The sequence below is a fragment of the Streptomyces sp. MUSC 14 genome, assembly GCF_001866675.1.
Lineage (GTDB): Bacteria > Actinomycetota > Actinomycetes > Streptomycetales > Streptomycetaceae > Streptomyces.
On the sequence record NZ_MLYN01000013.1, the window covers coordinates 252,133 to 270,124 of the forward strand.

Below are 17,992 nucleotides of genomic sequence, written 5' to 3' on the forward strand. Positions count from 1 at the left end.
TGCGTCAGCCAACGGAACTCGCCTCCTCCGTGGTCGGCAGCTGGAGCCTGCGGTAGAGGTAGTAGGCCGCGCAGGCGCCCTCGCTGGAGACCATGGTGGCGCCGAGCGGGTTGCGCGGGGTGCACTGTTTGCCGAAGGCGGCGCACTCGTGCGGCTTGATCAGCCCCTGGAGGACCTCGCCGCTGCGGCAGACCGTGGACTCCTGGGTGTCGATGCCGGACACCGAGAAGCGGTGTTCGGCGTCGTAGTCCCGGTAGCGGGAGGACAGCCGCCAGCCGCTCTGCGGGATCACGCCGATGCCGCGCCAGGGCCGGTCGGTCACCTCGAAGACGTCGGCGAGCATGGCCTTCGCCGCCGGGCTGCCCTCGGGCCGTACGGCGCGCGGGTAGGCGTTCTCGACCTCGTGCCGGCCCGTCTCCAACTGCCGTACCGCGCGGCGGATCCCCTCCAGGATGTCGAGCGGTTCGAAGCCGGTCACCACGATGGGGACCTTGTGGCGTTCGGCGAGTTCGGGGTATTCGGCGGTGCCCATCACCGTGCAGACGTGACCGGCCGCGAGGAACGCCTGCACCCGGCAGTCGGGGGAGTTCATGATGGCGTCGATCGCGGGCGGCACCCGCACATGCGAGACGAGCAGGCTGAAGTTGGTGATGCCGAGCTTCTCCGCCTGGTACACGGTCATGGCGTTGGGCGGAGCGGTGGTCTCGAACCCGATCCCGAAGAACACCACTTGGCGGTCCGGGTTGTCCTGGGCGAGGCGCAGCGCGTCCAGCGGGGAGTAGACGACCCGGACGTCGCCGCCCTCGCTCTTCACCTTGAAGAGGTCCCGTCCGCTGCCCGGCACGCGCAGCATGTCACCGAAGGAGCAGAAGATCACCTCGGGGCGGGAGGCGATCTCCAGCGCCTTGTCGATGGTCTCCAGCGGGGTGACACAGACGGGGCAGCCGGGGCCGTGGATGAGCTCGATCTCGTCCGGCAGCAACTGGTCGATGCCGTGCCGGATGATCGAGTGCGTCTGTCCGCCGCACACCTCCATCATCGACCAGGGGCGCGTGGTGAGCGCCCTGATGTCGTCGAAGAGGTGCCGGGCGAGCACCGGGTCGTTGAACTCGTCGAGGTACTTCATGGCCGGCCCTCCTCGTCGGCATCCTGCGCGGGCGCCGGTGGGGGCGTGGTGCCCGCGGGTCGCTCCGCACCGGCGTCGCGGGCCGCCTTCGCCCAGGCGTCGCCGAACTCCTCATCCAGGACCCCGAGGTTCTCGAAGAGTTCCAGGGTCTGTTTCGCGGACTCCTCGTCCAGTCGTTGCAGCGCGAACCCCACGTGCACGATCGCGTAGTCGCCGACCTGCATCTCGGGCACGTACTCCAGGCACACGTCCTTGATCACGCCGCCGAAGTCGACCTTCGCCATGCGCGTCGCGTCCCGTTCCTCGATCTCCAGCACACGGCCGGGAACGGCCAGGCACATGATGAGCTCCTCACGTTCCGGTCCGGGCGGCGACGATCAACTGCCCCAGGGCCAGGCCGCCGTCGTTGGGGGGCACCCTGTGGTGTGCGAGGACGGCGAACCCGTCCCGTTCCAGTACGCCGCGGCAGCCCGAGGTGAGCAGGGTGTTGCAGAACACCCCGCCGGACAGGGCGACCGTGCCGGCTCCCGTGCGCCGCCGGACCGCGCGGCACACGTCGAGGACGAGCGTGACCACGGCGTCGTGGAACCGGCGGGCGACCCGCCCCGCCGGGATCCCGGCGAGCACCTCCACGGCCACGGCGGCCAGCACCGGTGCGGCGTCGGCCACCAACGGGGCGCCGGGGGCGTCGGATTCGGGCCGCAGCGCGAACCGGTACGCCGGGCCGTCGCGCGTGCCGTCGCCGGGCTCCGTCAGCGCCGCGCACTCCAGCTCCATGGCAGCCTGCGCCTCGTAGGCGACCCGGTGGCACACACCCGTCAGCGAGGACACCGCGTCGAAGAGACGGCCCATGCTGGAGGTGGGAACGCAGTTGAAGCCGCGCACCAACTGACGCTCCAGCAAGGCTCGTTCGCCGGGCGTGGTGACGCGGACGCTCGGCAGCCCCGGGCTCCACGGCAGGCCCGCGGTCCATAGGTGGGACAGGGCCATCCGGTACGGATTGCGTACGGCCGCGTCGCCGCCGGGCAGCGGCACGCAGCGCAGGTGGGCGAGGCGCCGGTACCCGTCGTAGTCGGCGAGCAGCACCTCGCCGCCCCACACGGTGCCGTCGTCGCCGTAGCCGGTACCGTCGAAGGCCACCCCGATGACCGGCGCGGAGCCGTCGAGGCCGTGCTCGGCCATGGCCGAGGCGATGTGCGCGTGGTGGTGCTGCACGCGGGCGACCGGCAGCCCGCGCTCATGTCCGGCGCGCACGGCCCACTGGGCGGACCGGTAGCCGGGGTGCAGGTCGGCCACCAGCAGCCGGGGGGCGACGGAGGCCAGGTCCGCCAGGTGGGCCGTGGCTCGCTCGAACGCGGTCAGGGTGGCCAGGTCGTCCATGTCGCCGACGTGCGCGGACAGCCACGCGTACCGGTCGTCGCCCACGCAGAAGGTGTTCTTCAGGTCGCCCCCGACGGCGAGCGCCGGCACGACCGGTGCGGGCAGTGCGACGGGGAAGGGGGCGTAGCCCCGGGAGCGGCGCACGGGGAGCTCCGCGCCGTCACAGATACGGACCACGGAGTCGTCGCAGGGCACATGGATGGGCCGGTCGTGCAGCAGCCAGGCGTCCGCCAGGCCGTCCAGCCGGCCCAGTGCGTCCGCGTCGTCGGTGGCGATCGGCTCGCCGGCCCGGTTGCCGCTGGTCAGCACGAGCACACGGGGGCCGGGCGGGTCGCCGGGCAGGCCAAGGAGCAGCCGGTGCAGCGGTGAGTACGGCAGCATCACCCCGAGGTCGGGGCTGCCGGGGGCGACGTCCGCCGTCACGTCACCTGGTGCCGGTGCGCGGCGGCGCAGCAGGACGATCGGCTTGCGCGGGCCGAGCAGCAGGGCGCGTTCGGCGTCGCCGACGTGGGCGATGCGCTCGACCGTCGCCATGCCGTCGGCGAGGACGGCGAACGGCTTCGGGCCGCGGTTCTTCCGCTTGCGCAGGGTGCGCACGGCCAGCCGGTCCGACGCGTCGCAGGCCAGGTGGTAGCCGCCGATGCCCTTGACGGCGACGACGGCCCCGTCCGCCAGCATCCGGCGGGCCTCGGCGAGCGCCTCGGCGTCCCGGGCGACCCCGGGTGCGTCCAGCGCGCCGGGCAGGGCGTGGGCGGTGCCCGGCGCGTGCAGCAGGGCGAGCCGGGGGCCGCAGCGCGGGCAGGCGATCGGCTGGGCGTGGAAGCGCCGGTCGGCGGGGTCGTCGTACTCGCGGGCGCAGTCCGGGCAGAGCGGGAAGCCGGCCATGGTGGTGGTGACCCGGTCGTACGGCAGCCCGGTGATGATCGTGAAACGGGGGCCGCAGTGGGTGCAGGTGATGAACGGGTGCCGGTGGCGGCGGTCGCCCGGGTCGGCGAGTTCGGACAGACAGGCGTCGCAGGTCGCGGTGTCCGGGGAGACCAGGGTGCGCCCCGGGCCGCTGCCGGAGGGGCGGATGGTGAAGCCGGTGTCGTGACCGAGGGGTACGCCGTGGTGCTCGACGGACTCGACCACGGCGAGCGGCGGCGCGCGGGTGCCGATCTCCTCGCAGAACGCCTCGACGGCGGCCACCGGCCCTTCGACCTCGCTGTCCACGCCGCGCGCGTCGTTGGCGACCCAGCCGGTGAGCCCGTGCTCGGCCGCGAGCGAGTGGACGAACGGACGGAAGCCGACGCCCTGGACGACGCCCCGCACGGTGACGTGCCGACGCGCGCGTGCCGTGGTCATGGCGCCGTTCCCGGTGCGGTCGCCGTGCTCGGAGCGTGGCGGTGCAGCAGGTCCTCGTGCTGCCGCGCGAGCACCGGCGTGTGCGGGGCCCGGCCGTCGGCGCAGGCCATGACATGGGCGAGCAGGTCGTCGACGCCGGCGCCGGTGCGGGCCGAGGTCTCGAAGACGGGGACGTGCGGGTTGACCTGCCGGAGCCCGGCGAGCAAGCCGGCCCGGTCGAAGCCGACGGCGTCGCCGAGGTCGCTCTTGGTGACGACGACGGCCTGCGCGAGCCCGAACGCGGCCGGATACTTCAGCGGCTTGTCCTCGCCTTCGGTGACCGACACCAGCACGATCCGCAGGGTCTCCCCGAGGTCGTAGGAGGCGGGGCAGACGAGGTTGCCGACGTTCTCGACGAACAGCAGCCGGGTGCCCTCGGGCAGCCAGGGCTCCAGCCGGGCCTGGAGCATGCCCGCCTCCAGATGGCACAGCCCGTCGGTGAGGATCTGCCGGACGGGGGCGCGGGAGCGGGCCAGCCGCCGGGCGTCGTTCTCGGTGGCGAGGTCGGCGGTGACGGCCGCGACCGGCGTGCCCTGCGCGCGGGCACGGGTGAGCAGGAGTTCCAGCAGCTCGGTCTTGCCGCTGCCGGGGCTGGACATCAGGTTGACGGCGATCGTGCCGTGCCGGTCGAGATAGCGGCGGAGCGCGGTGGCGTTCTCGTCGTTCCTCGCGAGGACGGCCCGGTGCAGGTCGACCGAGCGGCACATGGGCTACCTCCGGGTGGGGGAGCGCTCCTCGTCCGAGGCGGCAGGGGCGGCGGGGGCCGGTCCGGGACCGGGGTCCGTGACCAGCCGGACGATCTCCAGCTCACGGCCGGAGAGCAGGACGAGCGGCCGGGCGCATGCCTCGCACCAGAGCACCGGGGGCATCCCGGTGGGCCCCTCACGGCCGCAGCCGTCACAGCGGGCTCGTCCTTCAACAGTGTCGATCCGCAGCTCGGCGCCCGCCAGCGCGGTGCCCTCGGCAGCCACCGCGAAGGCGAACTCCAGCGCCTCCGGGACGACCGCGGCCAGCTCGCCGATCCGCAGCGTCACCGACCGCACGACGTCCGCGCCCGCCAGCGGCCGCACCTCGTCGACGACGGCCGTGGCGATGGACAGCTCGTGCATGGTCGTTCCCTCCTGTCCCTCCTGACCTCGTGCTTCTCCCGTGCCCTGGCTCTCGGACGGTGCGCGGGAGGCGGATTGGCTAGGCTGAGAGAGCGATGAACCCGTACGAGGCCGAACGCCGCACGCTGCTCACGCCCGTTCTGCTGCTGTTGCTGGCCGAGCGCCGGGGACACGGTTACGAACTGGTGCGCAGGCTGGCCGACATGGGCTGGCGGGACGCGGAGTCGGCACACGTCTATCGGGTGCTGCGGGGGCTGGAGACCTGCGGCGCCGTGACCTCCCACTGGGACGCCTCGGACCACGGACCGGCCCGGCGCGTGTACGCGCTGACCCATCAGGGCGCGATGGAACTGGCGCTGTGGTTCGTGCGCCTCGGGGAGCTGCACGGCATCCTCCATGTCTTCCTGGAGCGTTACGTCCAGCTGACGGATGCCACCGGCTGCGGGGACGACCGGCCGTCGGCACCCCCCACCGACCCTGCGTCCGCCGCTCACATGCGTCGCATGCGCAAATAGCGCGAGACGTCCGTCAGGTTCCGGACCATCTCGTAGGCGAGCACCAGACCGACCGCGAGGCCCATCCAGGCCAGACCCGGGTGTTCGTTCATGAGTCAACTCCTCGTCGCTGTGAATGCCGCCCGTCGCGCCAGATCCGCGACGAGACCGGCGGCGCGTTCCACCGCTGCCGCCACCGGCGGGGTGAGTCCGAGACCGTCGCCGACGTCGCCGGGCACGCAGCCGACGACGTAGAGGCGCTCCGGCAGGGTGCCGCCCACGGCGGCCTGCAGGTTCCGTGTCAGCCGCAGTACGGCGGCCGGATCCATCGCGTGACCGTCCAGCTCGCCGGGACCGCCGCCGGACTCCGTGCCGTCGTCGTACTCCGCGTACTCCGCCGGCCGGCCCGCGTCGATCGTGTGGAGCGTGCCGGGAGGGCCGTCCCGGTGCACGGCGTCCACCAGGACGAGCGTGCCCCAGCCGTCCAGCAGCCGGTAGGCCAGGTGCAGTCCGCGGATGCCCACGTCCATCAGCTCCGTCCCCGGCGGCAGGGCGCCGGGGCCGCGGCGGGCCAGGTGCTGGACGGTCTCCACCCCGAACCCGTCGTCCCGCCGGAACACATTGCCGATGCCGGCCACGAGTACGGGCGGGCCGCTCGGCGCGGGTGCGCCGGTCATGGCTCCTCCTCGGTGCCGGTGAGTGGCCTGACCTCGTCGGGCCGGAAGTACAGGAACCGGCCCTGGGCGCGGCGCAGGTCGGTCCCGGGGTCGTCGGCCAGGACCACCGCGAGGTGCGTCTCGCCGTCCAGATCGGTCACCACGGCCTCGACGGTGGCGTGCCGCCCGCGCAGGAAGGCGTCCTGGGCATCCGTCCGGCGGGCGCCCGGCGCGAGCACCACGGCGCTTCCGGCGCCGACGAGGACGCCGTCGACGACCACCGCCGTGACCGCCTCCTCGGCCTCGGGGTCCGCTCGCGGATCCCACCAGGGGTGCCCGGTCCCGCTGGGCAGCTCCAGCCCGGATGCGGGCGCCGCCGTGCTGTCGCGCAGTTCGCGGATCGCGCCGTGCAGCCGGTCGCGTACGGCCGGCGGCATGCTCTCGACGAGGTCGATGACCTCGGCGGCGCGCGGATCGGTCCCCCGCGCCTCGCGCTTCTCCCGGTCGGTGAGGGCCGCCGTGCGCAGGGAGAGGATCTCGTCGATCTCCGTGCCGTCGTAGAGCGGCCCCGGGCTCTCCTCGGCGAGCGCGGGATGGTCCGCCAGGATGATCGGCGCCGAGAGCACGACGTCGTCCGCGTCGTCCGCGCCCGCAAGGACGGGCCAGGTGTGGTCGTTGTGGCACGCGGCGACGTCGGCGCGGGCCCACTCCGGAGGGTCGGTCATCGACAGGAAGTGACCGCCCGGCGCGGAGAGCAGCAGATGGGTGCCGATCATCGCGTGCGCGAGCGCGGCGGAGCGCCCGGTCTCCGCGGGGGGAACGGCCGTGGTGTTGCGCACCGTGAGGGTGAGCCGCAGGACCCGGTAGGGGCCGGGCAGTTCCGCCAGGGCCGGGGCGATGGTGCCGGTGACGCGTGCGGTACGGCGCACGAGCCGGCCCACGGTCCGGCCGGCCGCGTCCGGCACCGGTTCCCGGCTCGTGGCGGCGGGCAGGTCGAACGCCACGTCCAGGTCCTCGCCGTCCGGGGGCGGGACACGGACGGGCAGGTGGATGCGGATGCGCTCCTCCTCACCTTCGTCCCACGGCACGACGATGCGGTCCGGCAGCTCCAGTTCGGACACCTCGACGGCGGTGCCGTCTGCGGCGAGGCGCTCGACGGTGCGCCGCCGGACCCGCAGGAAGCGCAGCTCGACATCGACCTTCGGCGCGCCGCGCGGCTCCAGCAGGCACTCGGTCCGCAGCTCGCAGGTCTCACCCGGCGCGGTCAGGGCGGGCGGGTGCAGGACCCCGAACTGCCAGCGCAGCCGGTTCTTGGCCGCCGACGCGCGGTACGGGTAGAGCACATAGCCCTCGTAGAGCACCGCGTCGGCGACCGCGCGCGCGTGGGCCAGAGTGTCCTCGGTGTGCCGGGCACCGGTCATGTCCCTCGCCTCCCGTGCGCGTCGGCGGCCGTGAGGAGCTCGGTGAAGACCTGCTCCCAGGACGGCAGGGCATGCCGGGACCGGTAGCGGCGCAACTCCTCCAGGCAGTCGTTGCGTACGCGGATCCAGCCGGTGCCCGGAAAGTAGGCCTCGATCATGTCCCGCCAGACCTGCACCGGCATCCGGAACGTGGACTCCTTGTGCCAGGGGATGGGCTCGGCGCGGAAGCCCTGGCGCCCGGTGAACACGGTGCCGGAATACAGCAGCAGGAGCGGTATCTCGCCCTTGGTGAGCGCCCGGAAGTACGACGCGGAGGCCACCTCCGTGTCGTAGGTGCACGGCACGGGCAGGTCGACCTCGGTCACCCCGGTGAAGGCCGGCACGCTGAGGGACGCGTGCGCGAACTGGAGGGGTTTGAGCGTGGTGCTCCAGCGTCCCGGTTCGCCGAACAGGTCGGCGAGCATGTCGACCTCCTCCGGTTCGTAGGTGCGCCGGGCGGGCTCGATACGGATCTGGCAGCGCAGGGCGACGGCGTGCACCGGCTGGTGGTCGCTCTCCTCGATCCGCAGCCCGAACAGCAGCGTGGGACCCGTGCCGTACGCCTCCGGCCGTACGCCGGTGCAGCTGAATTCGAGGTCGGTCATGGCGTGTCCCCTGGGCCGAGGGGGCGGGCGGCAGCCCGGACGCGCTCGAAGAACGCCGCGAGGTCGGCGCGCGCCTCGGAGCCGCCGTCGAACCCCTTCCAGTGCAGGCGCATCCGGCCGACCAGCTCGTAGCAGACGTCCACCGGGACCAGTGCGCACAGGCCGGGCCCCGCACCGTCCGCCCGCTGGACGAGCAGGGCCTCGACGTCGGGTTCGAGCAGCGCGGTCAGCCGGCTGCGGCCGAGGACCTCGTCCCAGGTCCGCGGATCGAGCTCGCTCTCGGTGGCGCCGGCCGGGCTGGGGTAGAAGGCGCACAGCCGGTCCAGCGCGGAGTTCCGGAAGAAGAAGGCGAGTCCGACGGGGATCTGGAGCCGGGCACGGTCCTGCTCGTCCAACTGGAAGGCGGGGTCGGCCAGATAGCGGGCCGGCACGGCCCGGAACCGGCCGCCGCCCGCCCCGGGCCGGTCCAGCAGCAGATGGCAGGAGGGGCAGACGCACTTGAGGGAGCGCAGCCGGGTGTCGACCAGGTGCCGGTGCTCGGCGGGCAACGGCTCCCCGCACAGCTCGCACCGTTCGCCCGGCGGCGGGGGCCGGCGGGCGAACTGCCGCAGGACGTCGGTGGTCACGGCACCGCCTCCGGATGCTCGGGCAGCGCGACACGCACCGCGCCGTCCTCCTGCAACAGGGGGAGCGGGTCGAGGTGCCCGTCGGCTCCGGCGCCCGCGTGCCGTACGTCGTAGTCGGTGCCGCAGCCGGCGCAGCGCAGCAGGTCCCCGGCGAGCACGGCGCCACCGAGCCGGGCACCGCACACCGGACAGTGGTCGCGGTAGGCGTACAGCCCGCCCGGCAGCCGCACGAGCAGCAGGCGGGCGTCGTCCACCTGCGTCGTGACCAGGGTCTCCTCCCGGCGGGGGAGCCGGTCGGCGACGACGGTGTGCCAGTGCGCGGGACCCGGCGCCGCACCGTCGGCGGGGCTCGGGACGGGCGCGTCGTCGGGCGGACGGGGCAGGATCTGCAGCAGGGCCGGCCCGGAGTCGGCGGTGGCGCCCGCGCTCTCCACGTCGATGCGGGCGATCTCGGGCGCGAGCCGGGCGACGGCCTCCTCGATCGTCCAGCGCACGGTCTGGGCCGACGACGGACAGCCGTCGCAGCTGCCCCGCAGCCGCAGCCGGAGGACCGGCCCGTCGTCGGCCGCGACGTCGAGCCCGGCGACCTCGACGTCGCCCGCGTGCGAGCCGAGGTAGGGACGCACCCTGTTCAGGGCCCGCTCGACCCGGGTCAGGGTGTCGTCCGGATGCAGGTCGTGCAGGATCAGCAGATCGGCGACGAGTTCGTCGGCGACGAGGACGGCGACCGGGTCCGCGCCCGGCGGGGCGTTGCGCAGCAGCCGCACCACACGGGTGAGCCCCTCGCCGTAGAACTCGACCAGTGTGCGTACCAGTTCATCGGCCCTGGCGCGGACCTCGGGGTCGGCCGTGCGTCCGAGTTCGTCGAGGAGGGCGGCGATCCGCCCGCCCACGTCCGGTCCGGCCATCGACGGACCCTCCTCTCGCGCAGGTCAGGCCGGATCAGGCGGACAGCCCGCTCAGGCCGGTGGGCAGGTGCGTGTGCTCGACGGTCCGTCCGCCGCCGACGTACATGTGCACGCCGCACGGCAGACAGGGGTCGAAGCTGCGCACGGCGCGCATGATGTCGATGCCCTTGAAGGTCTCCGGCGGGTTCTCCTCGAAGATCGGCGTGTTCTGCACCGCGTCCTCGTACGGCCCCGGGGTGCCGTAGGTGTCGCGGACACTGGCGTTCCACGGCGTGGGCGGGTACGGGTGGTAGTTGGCGATCTTGCCGTCGCGGATGACCATGTGGTGGCTCAGCACCCCGCGGACGGCCTCGGTGAAGCCGCAGCCGATCGACTCGTCCGGCACGTCGAACTTCTCCCAGGTCTGGGTGTGCCCGGCCCGGACCTCGGCCATCGCCTGCTCGGCGAAGTGCAGTGCGGCGGCGGCCGCGTACGCCTGGAAGTAGGTGCGCGCGCGGTTGCGTTCGATGGCGTTGCTCCACTTCGGGATGTGCCACTCCAGGGTGGTCTCCGGCTTGGTCATGGTGCGCGGCAGATGGATCTGGACGCTGTCTCCGGTGGCCTTCACATATCCGATGTCGACCAGCCCGGACAGGGCCGTGGACCACAGCCGGGCGATGGGGCCGCCGCCGGTGTCCAGGGCCAGGTGGTGCGTGCCGTCGAACCAGCGCGGGGACATCACCCAGCTGTACTTGTCCTCGAAGTCGCGCTTCTGCGGGGCGGGGATGGTGTGCTGGTTCCAGGGATGGCGCTCGTCGACCTCGTGGCCGAGCGGGTCGTACTCGACGAACTTCTCCATCCCGGCCCAGTCCTCGTAGTACGAGGAGCCCAGCAGGATGCGGATGCCGAGGTTGATGTCGACGAGGTCGTTGGTGACCAGCTTGCCGTCGACGATGACACCGGGGGTGACGAACATGTGCCGGCCCCAGTCGGACATCCGGGCGTAGCTGAAGTCGCAGTGCTCCGGATCGTTCAGCGCGCCCCAGCAGCCCAGCAGGACCCGCCGTCGGCCGACGTCCTCGTACCCGGGCAGCGCTTCGTAGAAGAAGTCGAAGAGGTCGTCGTGCAGCGGGACGACGCGCTTCATGAACTCCACGTAGCGGGTGAGCCGGGTGAGGTAGTCCGTGAAGAGCTGCACCGTGGCGACGGTGCCGACGCCGCCCGGGTAGAGCGTGGAGGGATGCACATGGCGGCCCTCCATCAGACAGAACATCTCCCGTGTGTAGCGGCTGACTTGGAGCGCCTCGCGGTAGAACTCGCCCTCCAGCGGGTTCAGCGAGCGCATGATGTCGGCGATGGTGCGGTAGCCGTGCTCGGCGGCGTGCGGCGCCTCGGTGCGCTCGGCCAGTTCCAGCACGCCCGGATTGGTCTCCCGGACCATCTTCTCGCAGTAGTCGACCCCGACCAGGTTCTCCTGGAAGATGTTGTGGTCGAACATGTACTCCGCGGCCTCGCCGAGGTTGATGATCCACTCGCCGAGGTGCGGGGGTACGACGCCGTACGCCATGTTCTGCGTGTAGACCGAGCACGTGGCGTGGTTGTCACCGCAGATGCCGCAGATGCGGCTGGTGATGAAGTGCGCGTCCCGCGGGTCCTTGCCGCGCATGAAGACGCTGTAGCCGCGGAAGACCGAGGACGTGCTGTAGCACTCGGCGACCCGCTTGGCCTTGAAGTCGATCTTCGTGTGGATGCCCAGGCTGCCCACGATGCGGGTGATGGGGTCCCAGGACATCTCCACCAGGCTGCCACCGGCCGACTTGTCCTTCACCGTCGCCATGATGCCGCTCCGATTCCTGTCACCACGGTGCTCGGTAGCCCGTGGTGAGCTTCTCGCCCTTGGTCCGCCACTTCGGTTCCCGGTCCACGGTGTGCTCCGTGAAGTGCCGCAGCCGCCGTACGACCGAGCCGTAGACCGTGCTGGCCGTCGACGAGACCTGCGCCCCCGGCGGTTCGTCCATGAAGGGCATGAACTTGTCCGGGAAGCCGGGCATGGTGCAGGCGATGCAGATGCCGCCGACGTTCGGGCAGCCGCCCACGCCGTTGATCCAGCCCCGCTTGGGTACGTTGCACTTCACCACCGGGCCCCAGCAGCCCAGCTTCACGAGGCACTGCGGCGAGCCGTACTCCTCGGCGAACTGGCCCTGCTCGTAGTAGCCGGCCCGGTCACAGCCCTCGTGCACGGTGGCGCCGAACAGCCAGGTCGGCCGCAGCTCCGCGTCCAGCGGGATCATGGGTGCGGCCCCGGCGGCCTGGTACAACAGGTAGAGCAGCGTCTCGGAGGCGTTGTCCGGATGCACCGGGCAGCCCGGGATGCACACGATGGGGATGCCGGCCTGGGACTTCCAGTCCCAGCCGAGATAGTCGGGCACCCCCATGGCACCGGTGGGGTTGCCGGCCATCGCGTGGATGCCGCCGTACGTCGCGCAGGTCCCCATGGCCACCACCGCGAGTGCCTTCGGGGTGAGCCGGTCGAGCCACTCGCTGGTGGTGATCGGCTGGCCGGTCTCCGGATCGTCGCCGAAGCCGCACCAGTAACCCTCGGGTTTCACCCGCTCGTTCGGGATGGACCCCTCCACGACCAGAACGAACGGGTCGATCTCGCCCCGCTCGCCCTTGAAGAACCAGTCGACGAAATTGTCCGCCCCCTGTACCGGCCCGCACTCGAAGTCGATCAACGGCCAGTGCACCGCCACCTTCGGCAGCCCGGGCAGTGCGCCGAGCGCGAGTTCCTCGATGCTCGGCTGGCTCGCCGCGGTCAGGGAGACCGAGTCCCCGTCGCAGCTCAGACCGGCGTTGATCCAGAGTATGTGTACGGTCGGTTCGTCCCGCTGATCAACAGAGGCGGCCGGATCGGCCACGGTGTCGGTCGAGGCATTCATGAACCCTCCTCGAATCCGCGCAGGGCAACGGGGTGGTGCGAAGCAACCCCTTTCGGTGTAGCACCGCCGACGGCTCGCGGGTAAGTGCGATCCGGCCCTACCCGCGCGTCAGGAGGGTCAGGCGGATCAGGGGACGTGGATCAGGGGACGAGGACGCGTGCGAGGAAGTCGCGGATGTGTCCGGTGACGGCCTCCAGGTGGCTCTCCAGGGCGAAGTGCCCGGAGTCGAGCAGATGGATCTCGGCATCGGGCAGATCCTGGCGGAACGCCTCCGCGCCCGCAGGCCCGAAGATCTCGTCGCCCGCCCCCCACACCGCCAGCAGCGGCACTCCGGAGTCACGGAAGTACTGGTGGACCCGCGGGTAGAGGTCCACGTTGGTGGGGTAGTCGCGGAACAGCCTGAGCTGGATCTCGGCGTTGCCGGGACGGTCCAGCAGCGCCTGGTCGTGGACCCAGTTGTCGGGGCTGACCAGGCTGGGGTCGGGGACGCCGTTCACGTACTGCCAGCGCGTGATCTCGGGCGTCAGGGCGCCGCGCATGGGGCCTTCGGTGTCCGGTCCCGGGTTCTTGGCGTAGGCGAAGACACCCTCCCAGAAGGGCTGGACGAAGCCCTCCTCGTAGGCGTTGCCGTTCTGGGTGATGATCGCCGTGACGCGGTCCGGTGCCTGGAGGGCGAGACGCCAGCCGATGGGGGCGCCGTAGTCCTGCACGTACATCGCGAACCGGTCGACGTCCAGCTGCCGGAGCAGGCCGGAAGTGATCTCGGTGAGCGCGTCGAAGGTGTACGGGAAGTCCTCCGGGGCGGGCATCGCGGACTGGCCGAACCCGATGTGGTCGGGGGCGATCACGCGGTACCGGTCGGCGAGGGCGGGGATCAGCCCGCGGAACATGTGTGAGCTCGTCGGGAAGCCGTGCAGGAGCACGACCACGGGCGCCTGGGGGTCGCCGGCCTCCCGGTAGAAGACGTCGAGACCGTTGACGGTGGTGGTGCGGTGGTGCACTGCAGGGGCCATGGCTCTGACCTTTCATTCGGTTTTCAGAGGTTATGCAGTTGAGTCGAGCGCGGCGAGACATAACCTGTCAAGGACAATTTGGGGGTTAGGATGGATTTCCGGGAGGACGGGGCTCAGGGCTGGCCGGGGGTCCGGTCGCGTCGCCAGTCGTACGCGGCGAGGGCCAGGGAGGCCGCCATGCCGACGAGAGCGGCGCCGATCGCGGTGAAGAGGGCGGCCGGGTAGTGGCCGTTCCTGCCGAGCGTGACGTAGAAGAGGCCGGGCAGGGCGGCGGTGCCGACCGCGGCGCCCAGACGCTGTCCGGTCTGCAGCGCGCCGCCGGCGGCACCGGCCATGTGCACGGGGACGTCCCGCAGGGTCATGGTGATGTTGGGGGAGACCACGAAACCGCTGCCGACGCCACCGAGGAGCAGCAGCGGCGCGGCGGCCCAGGGCGCTGTGCCGAGCGGTGCGCAGCGGAGCAGGAGCGCGGTGCCGCCCAGGCCGACGAGTACACCCGTGAGGCCGCAGACGGTGAGCGTGCGGCCGTATCGCTCCACGAGCCGGCCGGCGATCACGGCGGCGCTCGCCGACCCGACGGCGAAAGGGGTGACGGCCAGGCCGGAGCGGAGCGGGGAGTAGCCCAGGCCGTGCTGGTAGAAGAGCGCGAAGACCAGCCAGACACCGCTGAACCCGATGAAGTACAGCGTGCCGACGCAGGCGCCGATGGCGTAGCCGCGCACGGTGGTGAACAGACGCGGATCGAGCAGTGGCTGGGCGCCCCGGGTGACGAGCCGGCGCTGCCATTGCGTGAAGGCGGCGAGGAGGACGACGCCGACGGGGAAGAGCCACCACAGCCGGCCGAGCCCGCCCGAGTCGGCCTGGACCAGGGGATACATGAGCGCCAGGACACCGAGGCCGAGGAGCACGACGCCGGGCAGGTCCACACGGCCGCGCCGGTGGCCGCTCCCTCGGCCGGGGCGGCGGGCGCGGGGCAGCAGACGGCGGCCGAGGAGAACGGCGACGACACCGATGGGAACGTTGACGTAGAAGATCCAGCGCCAGCCCTGCGCACCGGAGGCCAGGGCGAGGATGGTGCCGCCGGTCAGCGGGCCGACGGCGGAGGAGATGCCGACGGTGGCGCCGAAGAAGCCGAAGGCGCGGCCGCGCTCGGCGCCGCGGAACAACTGCTGGATCAGCGCGGAGTTCTGCGGTGCCATGAATCCGGCCGCCAGCCCCTGCGCGAGCCGGGCCACGACCAGCAGCGTGATGTCGGGAGCCGCTCCGCAGGCCGCACTGAAGACCACGAAACCGCTGAGGGCCAGCAGGAAGATACGGCGCCGGTCCAGCGCGTCGCCGAGCCGCCCGGCGGTGACGAGGGCGAGGGCGAAGCTGAGGGCGTAGCCGGAGACGACCCACTGCACCTGGGCGGCGGAGGCGTGCAGGTCACGCTGGATGGTGGGCAGCGCGACCGCCACGATCGTCACGTCCAGCAGGCTCATGAAACCGGCGACCAGGGTGACCCAAAGGGCCCGCCACCGCTGCGGGTCCGGCTGGTATCCGGGCTCCTGAGGTCCCGCCCGGTCGCGGCCGCCCGCCGCCGGCATCGACGCAGTCACAAGGACTCCTCTCACTCGGTGCGCACCCGGACGGACCACGTTCCCCACCAGCGCACAGGCACACACCACAGCCTGCAACCGGAACCCTCGCCGGCGAGCCGTCACGCCAGGCCACCGACCGGGCCCGGTACGAAGCTCATCGTGATGCAGGGCGACGTCGGCCTCATCGCGGTGGGCCTGGTGCTGATGGGCCTGTCCCTGGTGACGATGCCCGGCACGATGTCGGCGATCTTCCCCACCCCCCGTCCGCTACGGCGCGCTCTCGGTCGCCGGCCCAGTACGCGACCGCAGGAGGCCACCGAACGCCTTCAGGCCCAGGCCCTGAACAGAACCGCACGACCCGGCCCGGCCGGTGAGTCGGCGCGATTCCGCCCGTGTGCGGCCCGCCGCCGACCCACCGACCGTGGTCAGCGGCGCACCAGCGCGAAGACGCCCCAGCCCAGGTACTCCCGTTTGTAGCGCGCGTAGCGGACGGGGCCGGTGGTGAGCTCCTCGCGGGGAGCGGGGGCGAGTTCGTCCTCGGGGTGGGTGTCCAGCCAACGGCGGATGTTGAGCCACTGGGCGGCGCGGTAGCGGTCCCAGCTGTCCTGGTCCGCGAGCACCATCTCGACCACGTCGCAGCCGAGCGAGCCGAACCGCTCGATCAGCCCGGCCAGCGGAAGGAAGTCCGTACGGCTGCCCGCATGAGAGGCTTCGACGGCCTCCTGGCTCGGGGGCTCGCGACGCCAGAACGGCTCCCCGACGAGAATCGTCCCGCCGGGGCGGGGGCTTCCGCCCAGCAGACGGACCGTGCCGGCGTCCGGCGAGGCCGCCGCCGATCCAGGTGACGTCGATGCATGCCGCGATGTCGACAGGCGCGTCGGCGACGTGCCCCGAGGCATCGCCGTGGACGAACGTGACCCGGTCGGCGACGCCGAGTTCCAGGGCGCGGGCACGAGCGCGGGCGGTGAACACCGTGCTGATGTCCACCCCGGTCCCGGTGATCCGGTGCTCGCGGGCCCAGGTGCACAGCAACTCGCCGGAACCGCAGGCCGGATCGAGCACGCGCGCCCCGGGCGCTGGCCCGAGGGCGGCGAGCTTCGCTTCGCGCTACCGCGAGACCGGCCGCGTCCACCTGAACTCCTGTCCCGCAGGCCCTGCCTGTCGGGTGGCGGCGGGTGGTGATCCACAAGTCTCCCGCCGGTGGCGGGCTGTTGTCAGACCCGTGTGCGAGTCTGTGGGGACTGCGCGGAGGCAGTCCGATCGTTGCTGGAGGGGGCATGGTGACAGGTCAGGACGACGGCTGGGCCGGTATGGGCTGGGACTGGAGCGACTACGACGACATCCGCCGGCGCCTCGACCGGGGAGGGTGGCGGCCATCGCCCACTCGCCGCCCACGCCGACCGCCGCGAGGAGACGGTAGGCGTTCCATTCCCAGAGGCCGGAGGCGATACCGGCCAGGGCGGTGAAGATCGCGTACATCAGGATCGAGGCCGTCATCGCGGGCTTGCGGCCGAAGCGGTCGGCGACCGGACCCCAGATGGCGGAGCAGCCCCAGCCGAGGAGGAAGAGGGCGGTGCTGATCTGGCCGTACCAGCCGATGTTCTCGGGGGTGGGGTCGATACCGGCGCGGGGGAGCAGGGTGTCCATCGTGGGGGCGAGGAGCAGTCCGAAGACGGTCCAGTTGAACCCGTCCACGGCCCAGCCGCCGAACGAGCCTTAGAAGGCGCGGCGTTGGGCCGTGGTGAGGCGTCCGGCCCGGTGGGGAGCGGAGGCGGACGCGCTGGTGCGGTTGTTGATCGTCACGGGACCTCGATTCGGCTGTGGGGGGAGTGACGACAGAGGGCGGTGGCGCGGCGATTCGTGTCCGGTGCGGATCAGCTTGCTCTCGTGCACACGGAGAGAGAAGTGCCCTGGCCGGGACGGTTCGTATGCGCGGCCCGTGGCGGTAGCACGCGCCCTGACCTCCCTCGGCGTGGGGAATACGCCCCCGGGCCGGCTGGTTGCACCCGGACATGCAGCGTGATCACGAACCGCCCGGCGGCATCCACCCTCTGCTGGCCGGACGGTTCAGCCCCTACCGGTTCGACCCGTCGGCCGCCGTGGACGACGACTGCCTCGGTCGGCTGCTGGAGGCCGCGCGGTGGGCGCCGTCCGCCGGCAACTCCCAGCCCTGGGGCTTCTTCACGAGTCGGCCCGGTGAGCCGGAGCACGAGCGGGTGGTGCGTCACCTTGCGCCCAGCTCGGCCCGGTGGGCGTCGGACGCGGGCCTGCTCGTCGTCACGCTGACGCACCGCCACGTCGACGAGACGCAGCTGCTCTACTCCGAGTTCGCGGACTACGACCTCGGCCAGGCCGTCGCCCAGATGACCGTCCAGGCCCAGGCGATGGGACTGGCGGCCCATCAGTTCCGCGCCTTCGACCTGGAAGGCCTCACCAAAGAACTGAGCCCGAACCCGGGGTGGGCGATCATCTCCATGATCGCGCTGGGGAAGGCGGCCGAAGCGCCGCCGGAGCGCCGCGACCGGCGCAGCGTGGCCGATCTGCTGTCCGCTCCCTGGGCCCTGCCGGAGTAGCCCCACTTGAGCCGCATCGCCGGTGCGGTTCGAAGGAGCGCTGTCGCGGCACACCCACAACCGTTCCGGGATGTTGGGAAAGCGGTTACCGAGGCGTAGCGAACGGACCCCCGTCACCCCTAGGCTCTGCGCGACCACGACCGAGCACTGCTGGAAGGGTT

The 17,992-nt window shown here is 72.1% G+C and carries 18 protein-coding genes and 1 pseudogene; 2 read left to right on the plus strand and 17 right to left on the minus strand.

Annotated elements, in window-relative coordinates; translation table 11 throughout:
* Positions 1–4 precede the first annotated feature (4 nt).
* Genes hypD through BIV25_RS07285 form a run of 5 tightly spaced genes read right to left on the minus strand, consistent with a single transcriptional unit; the run spans position 5 to position 4,998 of the window.
* Positions 5–1,126 carry a hydrogenase formation protein HypD gene (gene hypD / locus BIV25_RS07265; RefSeq protein ID WP_071371311.1) on the minus strand — a complete coding sequence of 374 codons (1,122 nt, stop codon included), beginning with the start codon at positions 1,124–1,126 and terminating at the stop codon, positions 5–7.
* Entirely contained in the window at positions 1,123–1,467 is a 345-nt protein-coding gene (locus BIV25_RS07270; RefSeq protein ID WP_071371312.1) for a HypC/HybG/HupF family hydrogenase formation chaperone, read from the minus strand. Before BIV25_RS07270 ends, hypD begins: the two co-directional genes overlap by 4 nt.
* A gap of 10 nt (positions 1,468–1,477) precedes the next feature.
* A complete protein-coding gene (gene hypF, locus BIV25_RS07275) occupies positions 1,478–3,850 on the minus strand; it encodes a carbamoyltransferase HypF (protein ID WP_071371313.1) in 2,373 nt (790 codons plus the stop codon).
* Positions 3,847–4,596, minus strand: a complete 750-nt coding sequence (hypB, locus tag BIV25_RS07280) for a hydrogenase nickel incorporation protein HypB (RefSeq protein WP_071371314.1) — start codon at positions 4,594–4,596, stop codon at positions 3,847–3,849. The genes hypF and hypB overlap by 4 nt, the downstream gene beginning before the upstream one ends.
* A 3-nt stretch (positions 4,597–4,599) precedes the next feature.
* Positions 4,600–4,998, minus strand: coding sequence for a hydrogenase maturation nickel metallochaperone HypA (locus BIV25_RS07285; protein ID WP_071371315.1), 399 nt, complete (start codon positions 4,996–4,998; stop codon positions 4,600–4,602).
* A 95-nt stretch (positions 4,999–5,093) separates the two neighbouring features.
* Here BIV25_RS07285 and BIV25_RS07290 point away from each other — a divergent pair, with 95 nt between their 5' ends.
* Positions 5,094–5,513, plus strand: a complete 420-nt coding sequence (locus BIV25_RS07290) for a helix-turn-helix transcriptional regulator (protein WP_071371316.1) — start codon at positions 5,094–5,096, stop codon at positions 5,511–5,513.
* On the opposite strand, the gene BIV25_RS54225 is transcribed toward BIV25_RS07290, so the two are convergent.
* From BIV25_RS54225 to BIV25_RS46515, 12 genes and pseudogenes are all read right to left on the minus strand, one after another.
* Positions 5,489–5,605 (minus strand): hypothetical protein, encoded by a 117-nt coding sequence (locus tag BIV25_RS54225; protein ID WP_371272998.1) that lies wholly within the window; start codon positions 5,603–5,605, stop codon positions 5,489–5,491. The genes BIV25_RS07290 and BIV25_RS54225 overlap by 25 nt on opposite strands.
* A gap of 3 nt (positions 5,606–5,608) precedes the next feature.
* A complete protein-coding gene (locus tag BIV25_RS07295) occupies positions 5,609–6,169 on the minus strand; it encodes a hydrogenase maturation protease (protein WP_071371317.1) in 561 nt (186 codons plus the stop codon).
* Complete coding sequence (locus BIV25_RS07300; protein WP_071371318.1) at positions 6,166–7,569, minus strand: hypothetical protein; 1,404 nt, start codon at positions 7,567–7,569, stop codon at positions 6,166–6,168. The genes BIV25_RS07295 and BIV25_RS07300 overlap by 4 nt, the downstream gene beginning before the upstream one ends.
* Positions 7,566–8,213 carry a DUF6084 family protein gene (locus BIV25_RS07305; protein ID WP_071371319.1) on the minus strand — a complete coding sequence of 216 codons (648 nt, stop codon included), beginning with the start codon at positions 8,211–8,213 and terminating at the stop codon, positions 7,566–7,568. Before BIV25_RS07305 ends, BIV25_RS07300 begins: the two co-directional genes overlap by 4 nt.
* Positions 8,210–8,839 (minus strand): DUF5947 family protein, encoded by a 630-nt coding sequence (locus BIV25_RS07310; RefSeq protein ID WP_071371320.1) that lies wholly within the window; start codon positions 8,837–8,839, stop codon positions 8,210–8,212. Before BIV25_RS07310 ends, BIV25_RS07305 begins: the two co-directional genes overlap by 4 nt.
* Positions 8,836–9,747: a NifU family protein gene (locus BIV25_RS07315; RefSeq protein WP_071371321.1), complete on the minus strand. Its 912-nt coding sequence runs from the start codon at positions 9,745–9,747 to the stop codon at positions 8,836–8,838. Before BIV25_RS07315 ends, BIV25_RS07310 begins: the two co-directional genes overlap by 4 nt.
* A 34-nt stretch (positions 9,748–9,781) precedes the next feature.
* Entirely contained in the window at positions 9,782–11,563 is a 1,782-nt protein-coding gene (locus BIV25_RS07320; RefSeq protein WP_071371322.1) for a nickel-dependent hydrogenase large subunit, read from the minus strand.
* 19 nt (positions 11,564–11,582) lie between these two features.
* A complete protein-coding gene (locus tag BIV25_RS07325; protein WP_071371323.1) occupies positions 11,583–12,665 on the minus strand; it encodes a hydrogenase expression protein HypE in 1,083 nt (360 codons plus the stop codon).
* A gap of 140 nt (positions 12,666–12,805) precedes the next feature.
* Complete coding sequence (locus BIV25_RS07330; protein WP_071371324.1) at positions 12,806–13,678, minus strand: alpha/beta fold hydrolase; 873 nt, start codon at positions 13,676–13,678, stop codon at positions 12,806–12,808.
* Positions 13,679–13,791: 113 nt separating this feature from the next.
* Complete coding sequence (locus BIV25_RS07335) at positions 13,792–15,264, minus strand: MFS transporter (protein WP_177235185.1); 1,473 nt, start codon at positions 15,262–15,264, stop codon at positions 13,792–13,794.
* A gap of 419 nt (positions 15,265–15,683) precedes the next feature.
* Positions 15,684–16,359, minus strand: a pseudogene (locus BIV25_RS07340) (cyclopropane-fatty-acyl-phospholipid synthase family protein); the annotation flags it as partial.
* Between the two features lie 6 nt (positions 16,360–16,365).
* Positions 16,366–16,953: an MFS transporter gene (locus BIV25_RS46515; protein WP_079176475.1), complete on the minus strand. Its 588-nt coding sequence runs from the start codon at positions 16,951–16,953 to the stop codon at positions 16,366–16,368.
* A 317-nt stretch (positions 16,954–17,270) separates the two neighbouring features.
* Between BIV25_RS46515 and BIV25_RS07345 the strand changes: the two genes are divergently transcribed.
* Entirely contained in the window at positions 17,271–17,831 is a 561-nt protein-coding gene (locus BIV25_RS07345; protein ID WP_071371326.1) for a nitroreductase family protein, read from the plus strand.
* The last annotated feature ends 161 nt before the right edge of the window (positions 17,832–17,992 follow it).

What these genes read in the sequence shown, in the direction of transcription:
- hypD (WP_071371311.1), bottom strand. Translation starts at nt 1,126, where the DNA reads ATGAAGTACCTCGACGAGTTCAACGACCCGGTGCTCGCCCGGCACCTC.
- BIV25_RS07270 (WP_071371312.1), bottom strand. Translation starts at nt 1,467, where the DNA reads ATGTGCCTGGCCGTTCCCGGCCGTGTGCTGGAGATCGAGGAACGGGAC.
- hypF (WP_071371313.1), bottom strand. Translation starts at nt 3,850, where the DNA reads ATGACCACGGCACGCGCGCGTCGGCACGTCACCGTGCGGGGCGTCGTC.
- hypB (WP_071371314.1), bottom strand. Translation starts at nt 4,596, where the DNA reads ATGTGCCGCTCGGTCGACCTGCACCGGGCCGTCCTCGCGAGGAACGAC.
- BIV25_RS07285 (WP_071371315.1), bottom strand. Translation starts at nt 4,998, where the DNA reads ATGCACGAGCTGTCCATCGCCACGGCCGTCGTCGACGAGGTGCGGCCG.
- BIV25_RS07290 (WP_071371316.1), top strand. Translation starts at nt 5,094, where the DNA reads ATGAACCCGTACGAGGCCGAACGCCGCACGCTGCTCACGCCCGTTCTG.
- BIV25_RS54225 (WP_371272998.1), bottom strand. Translation starts at nt 5,605, where the DNA reads ATGAACGAACACCCGGGTCTGGCCTGGATGGGCCTCGCGGTCGGTCTG.
- BIV25_RS07295 (WP_071371317.1), bottom strand. Translation starts at nt 6,169, where the DNA reads ATGACCGGCGCACCCGCGCCGAGCGGCCCGCCCGTACTCGTGGCCGGC.
- BIV25_RS07300 (WP_071371318.1), bottom strand. Translation starts at nt 7,569, where the DNA reads ATGACCGGTGCCCGGCACACCGAGGACACTCTGGCCCACGCGCGCGCG.
- BIV25_RS07305 (WP_071371319.1), bottom strand. Translation starts at nt 8,213, where the DNA reads ATGACCGACCTCGAATTCAGCTGCACCGGCGTACGGCCGGAGGCGTAC.
- BIV25_RS07315 (WP_071371321.1), bottom strand. Translation starts at nt 9,747, where the DNA reads ATGGCCGGACCGGACGTGGGCGGGCGGATCGCCGCCCTCCTCGACGAA.
- BIV25_RS07320 (WP_071371322.1), bottom strand. Translation starts at nt 11,563, where the DNA reads ATGGCGACGGTGAAGGACAAGTCGGCCGGTGGCAGCCTGGTGGAGATG.
- BIV25_RS07325 (WP_071371323.1), bottom strand. Translation starts at nt 12,665, where the DNA reads ATGAATGCCTCGACCGACACCGTGGCCGATCCGGCCGCCTCTGTTGAT.
- BIV25_RS07330 (WP_071371324.1), bottom strand. Translation starts at nt 13,678, where the DNA reads ATGGCCCCTGCAGTGCACCACCGCACCACCACCGTCAACGGTCTCGAC.
- BIV25_RS07335 (WP_177235185.1), bottom strand. Translation starts at nt 15,264, where the DNA reads ATGCCGGCGGCGGGCGGCCGCGACCGGGCGGGACCTCAGGAGCCCGGA.
- BIV25_RS07345 (WP_071371326.1), top strand. Translation starts at nt 17,271, where the DNA reads ATGCAGCGTGATCACGAACCGCCCGGCGGCATCCACCCTCTGCTGGCC.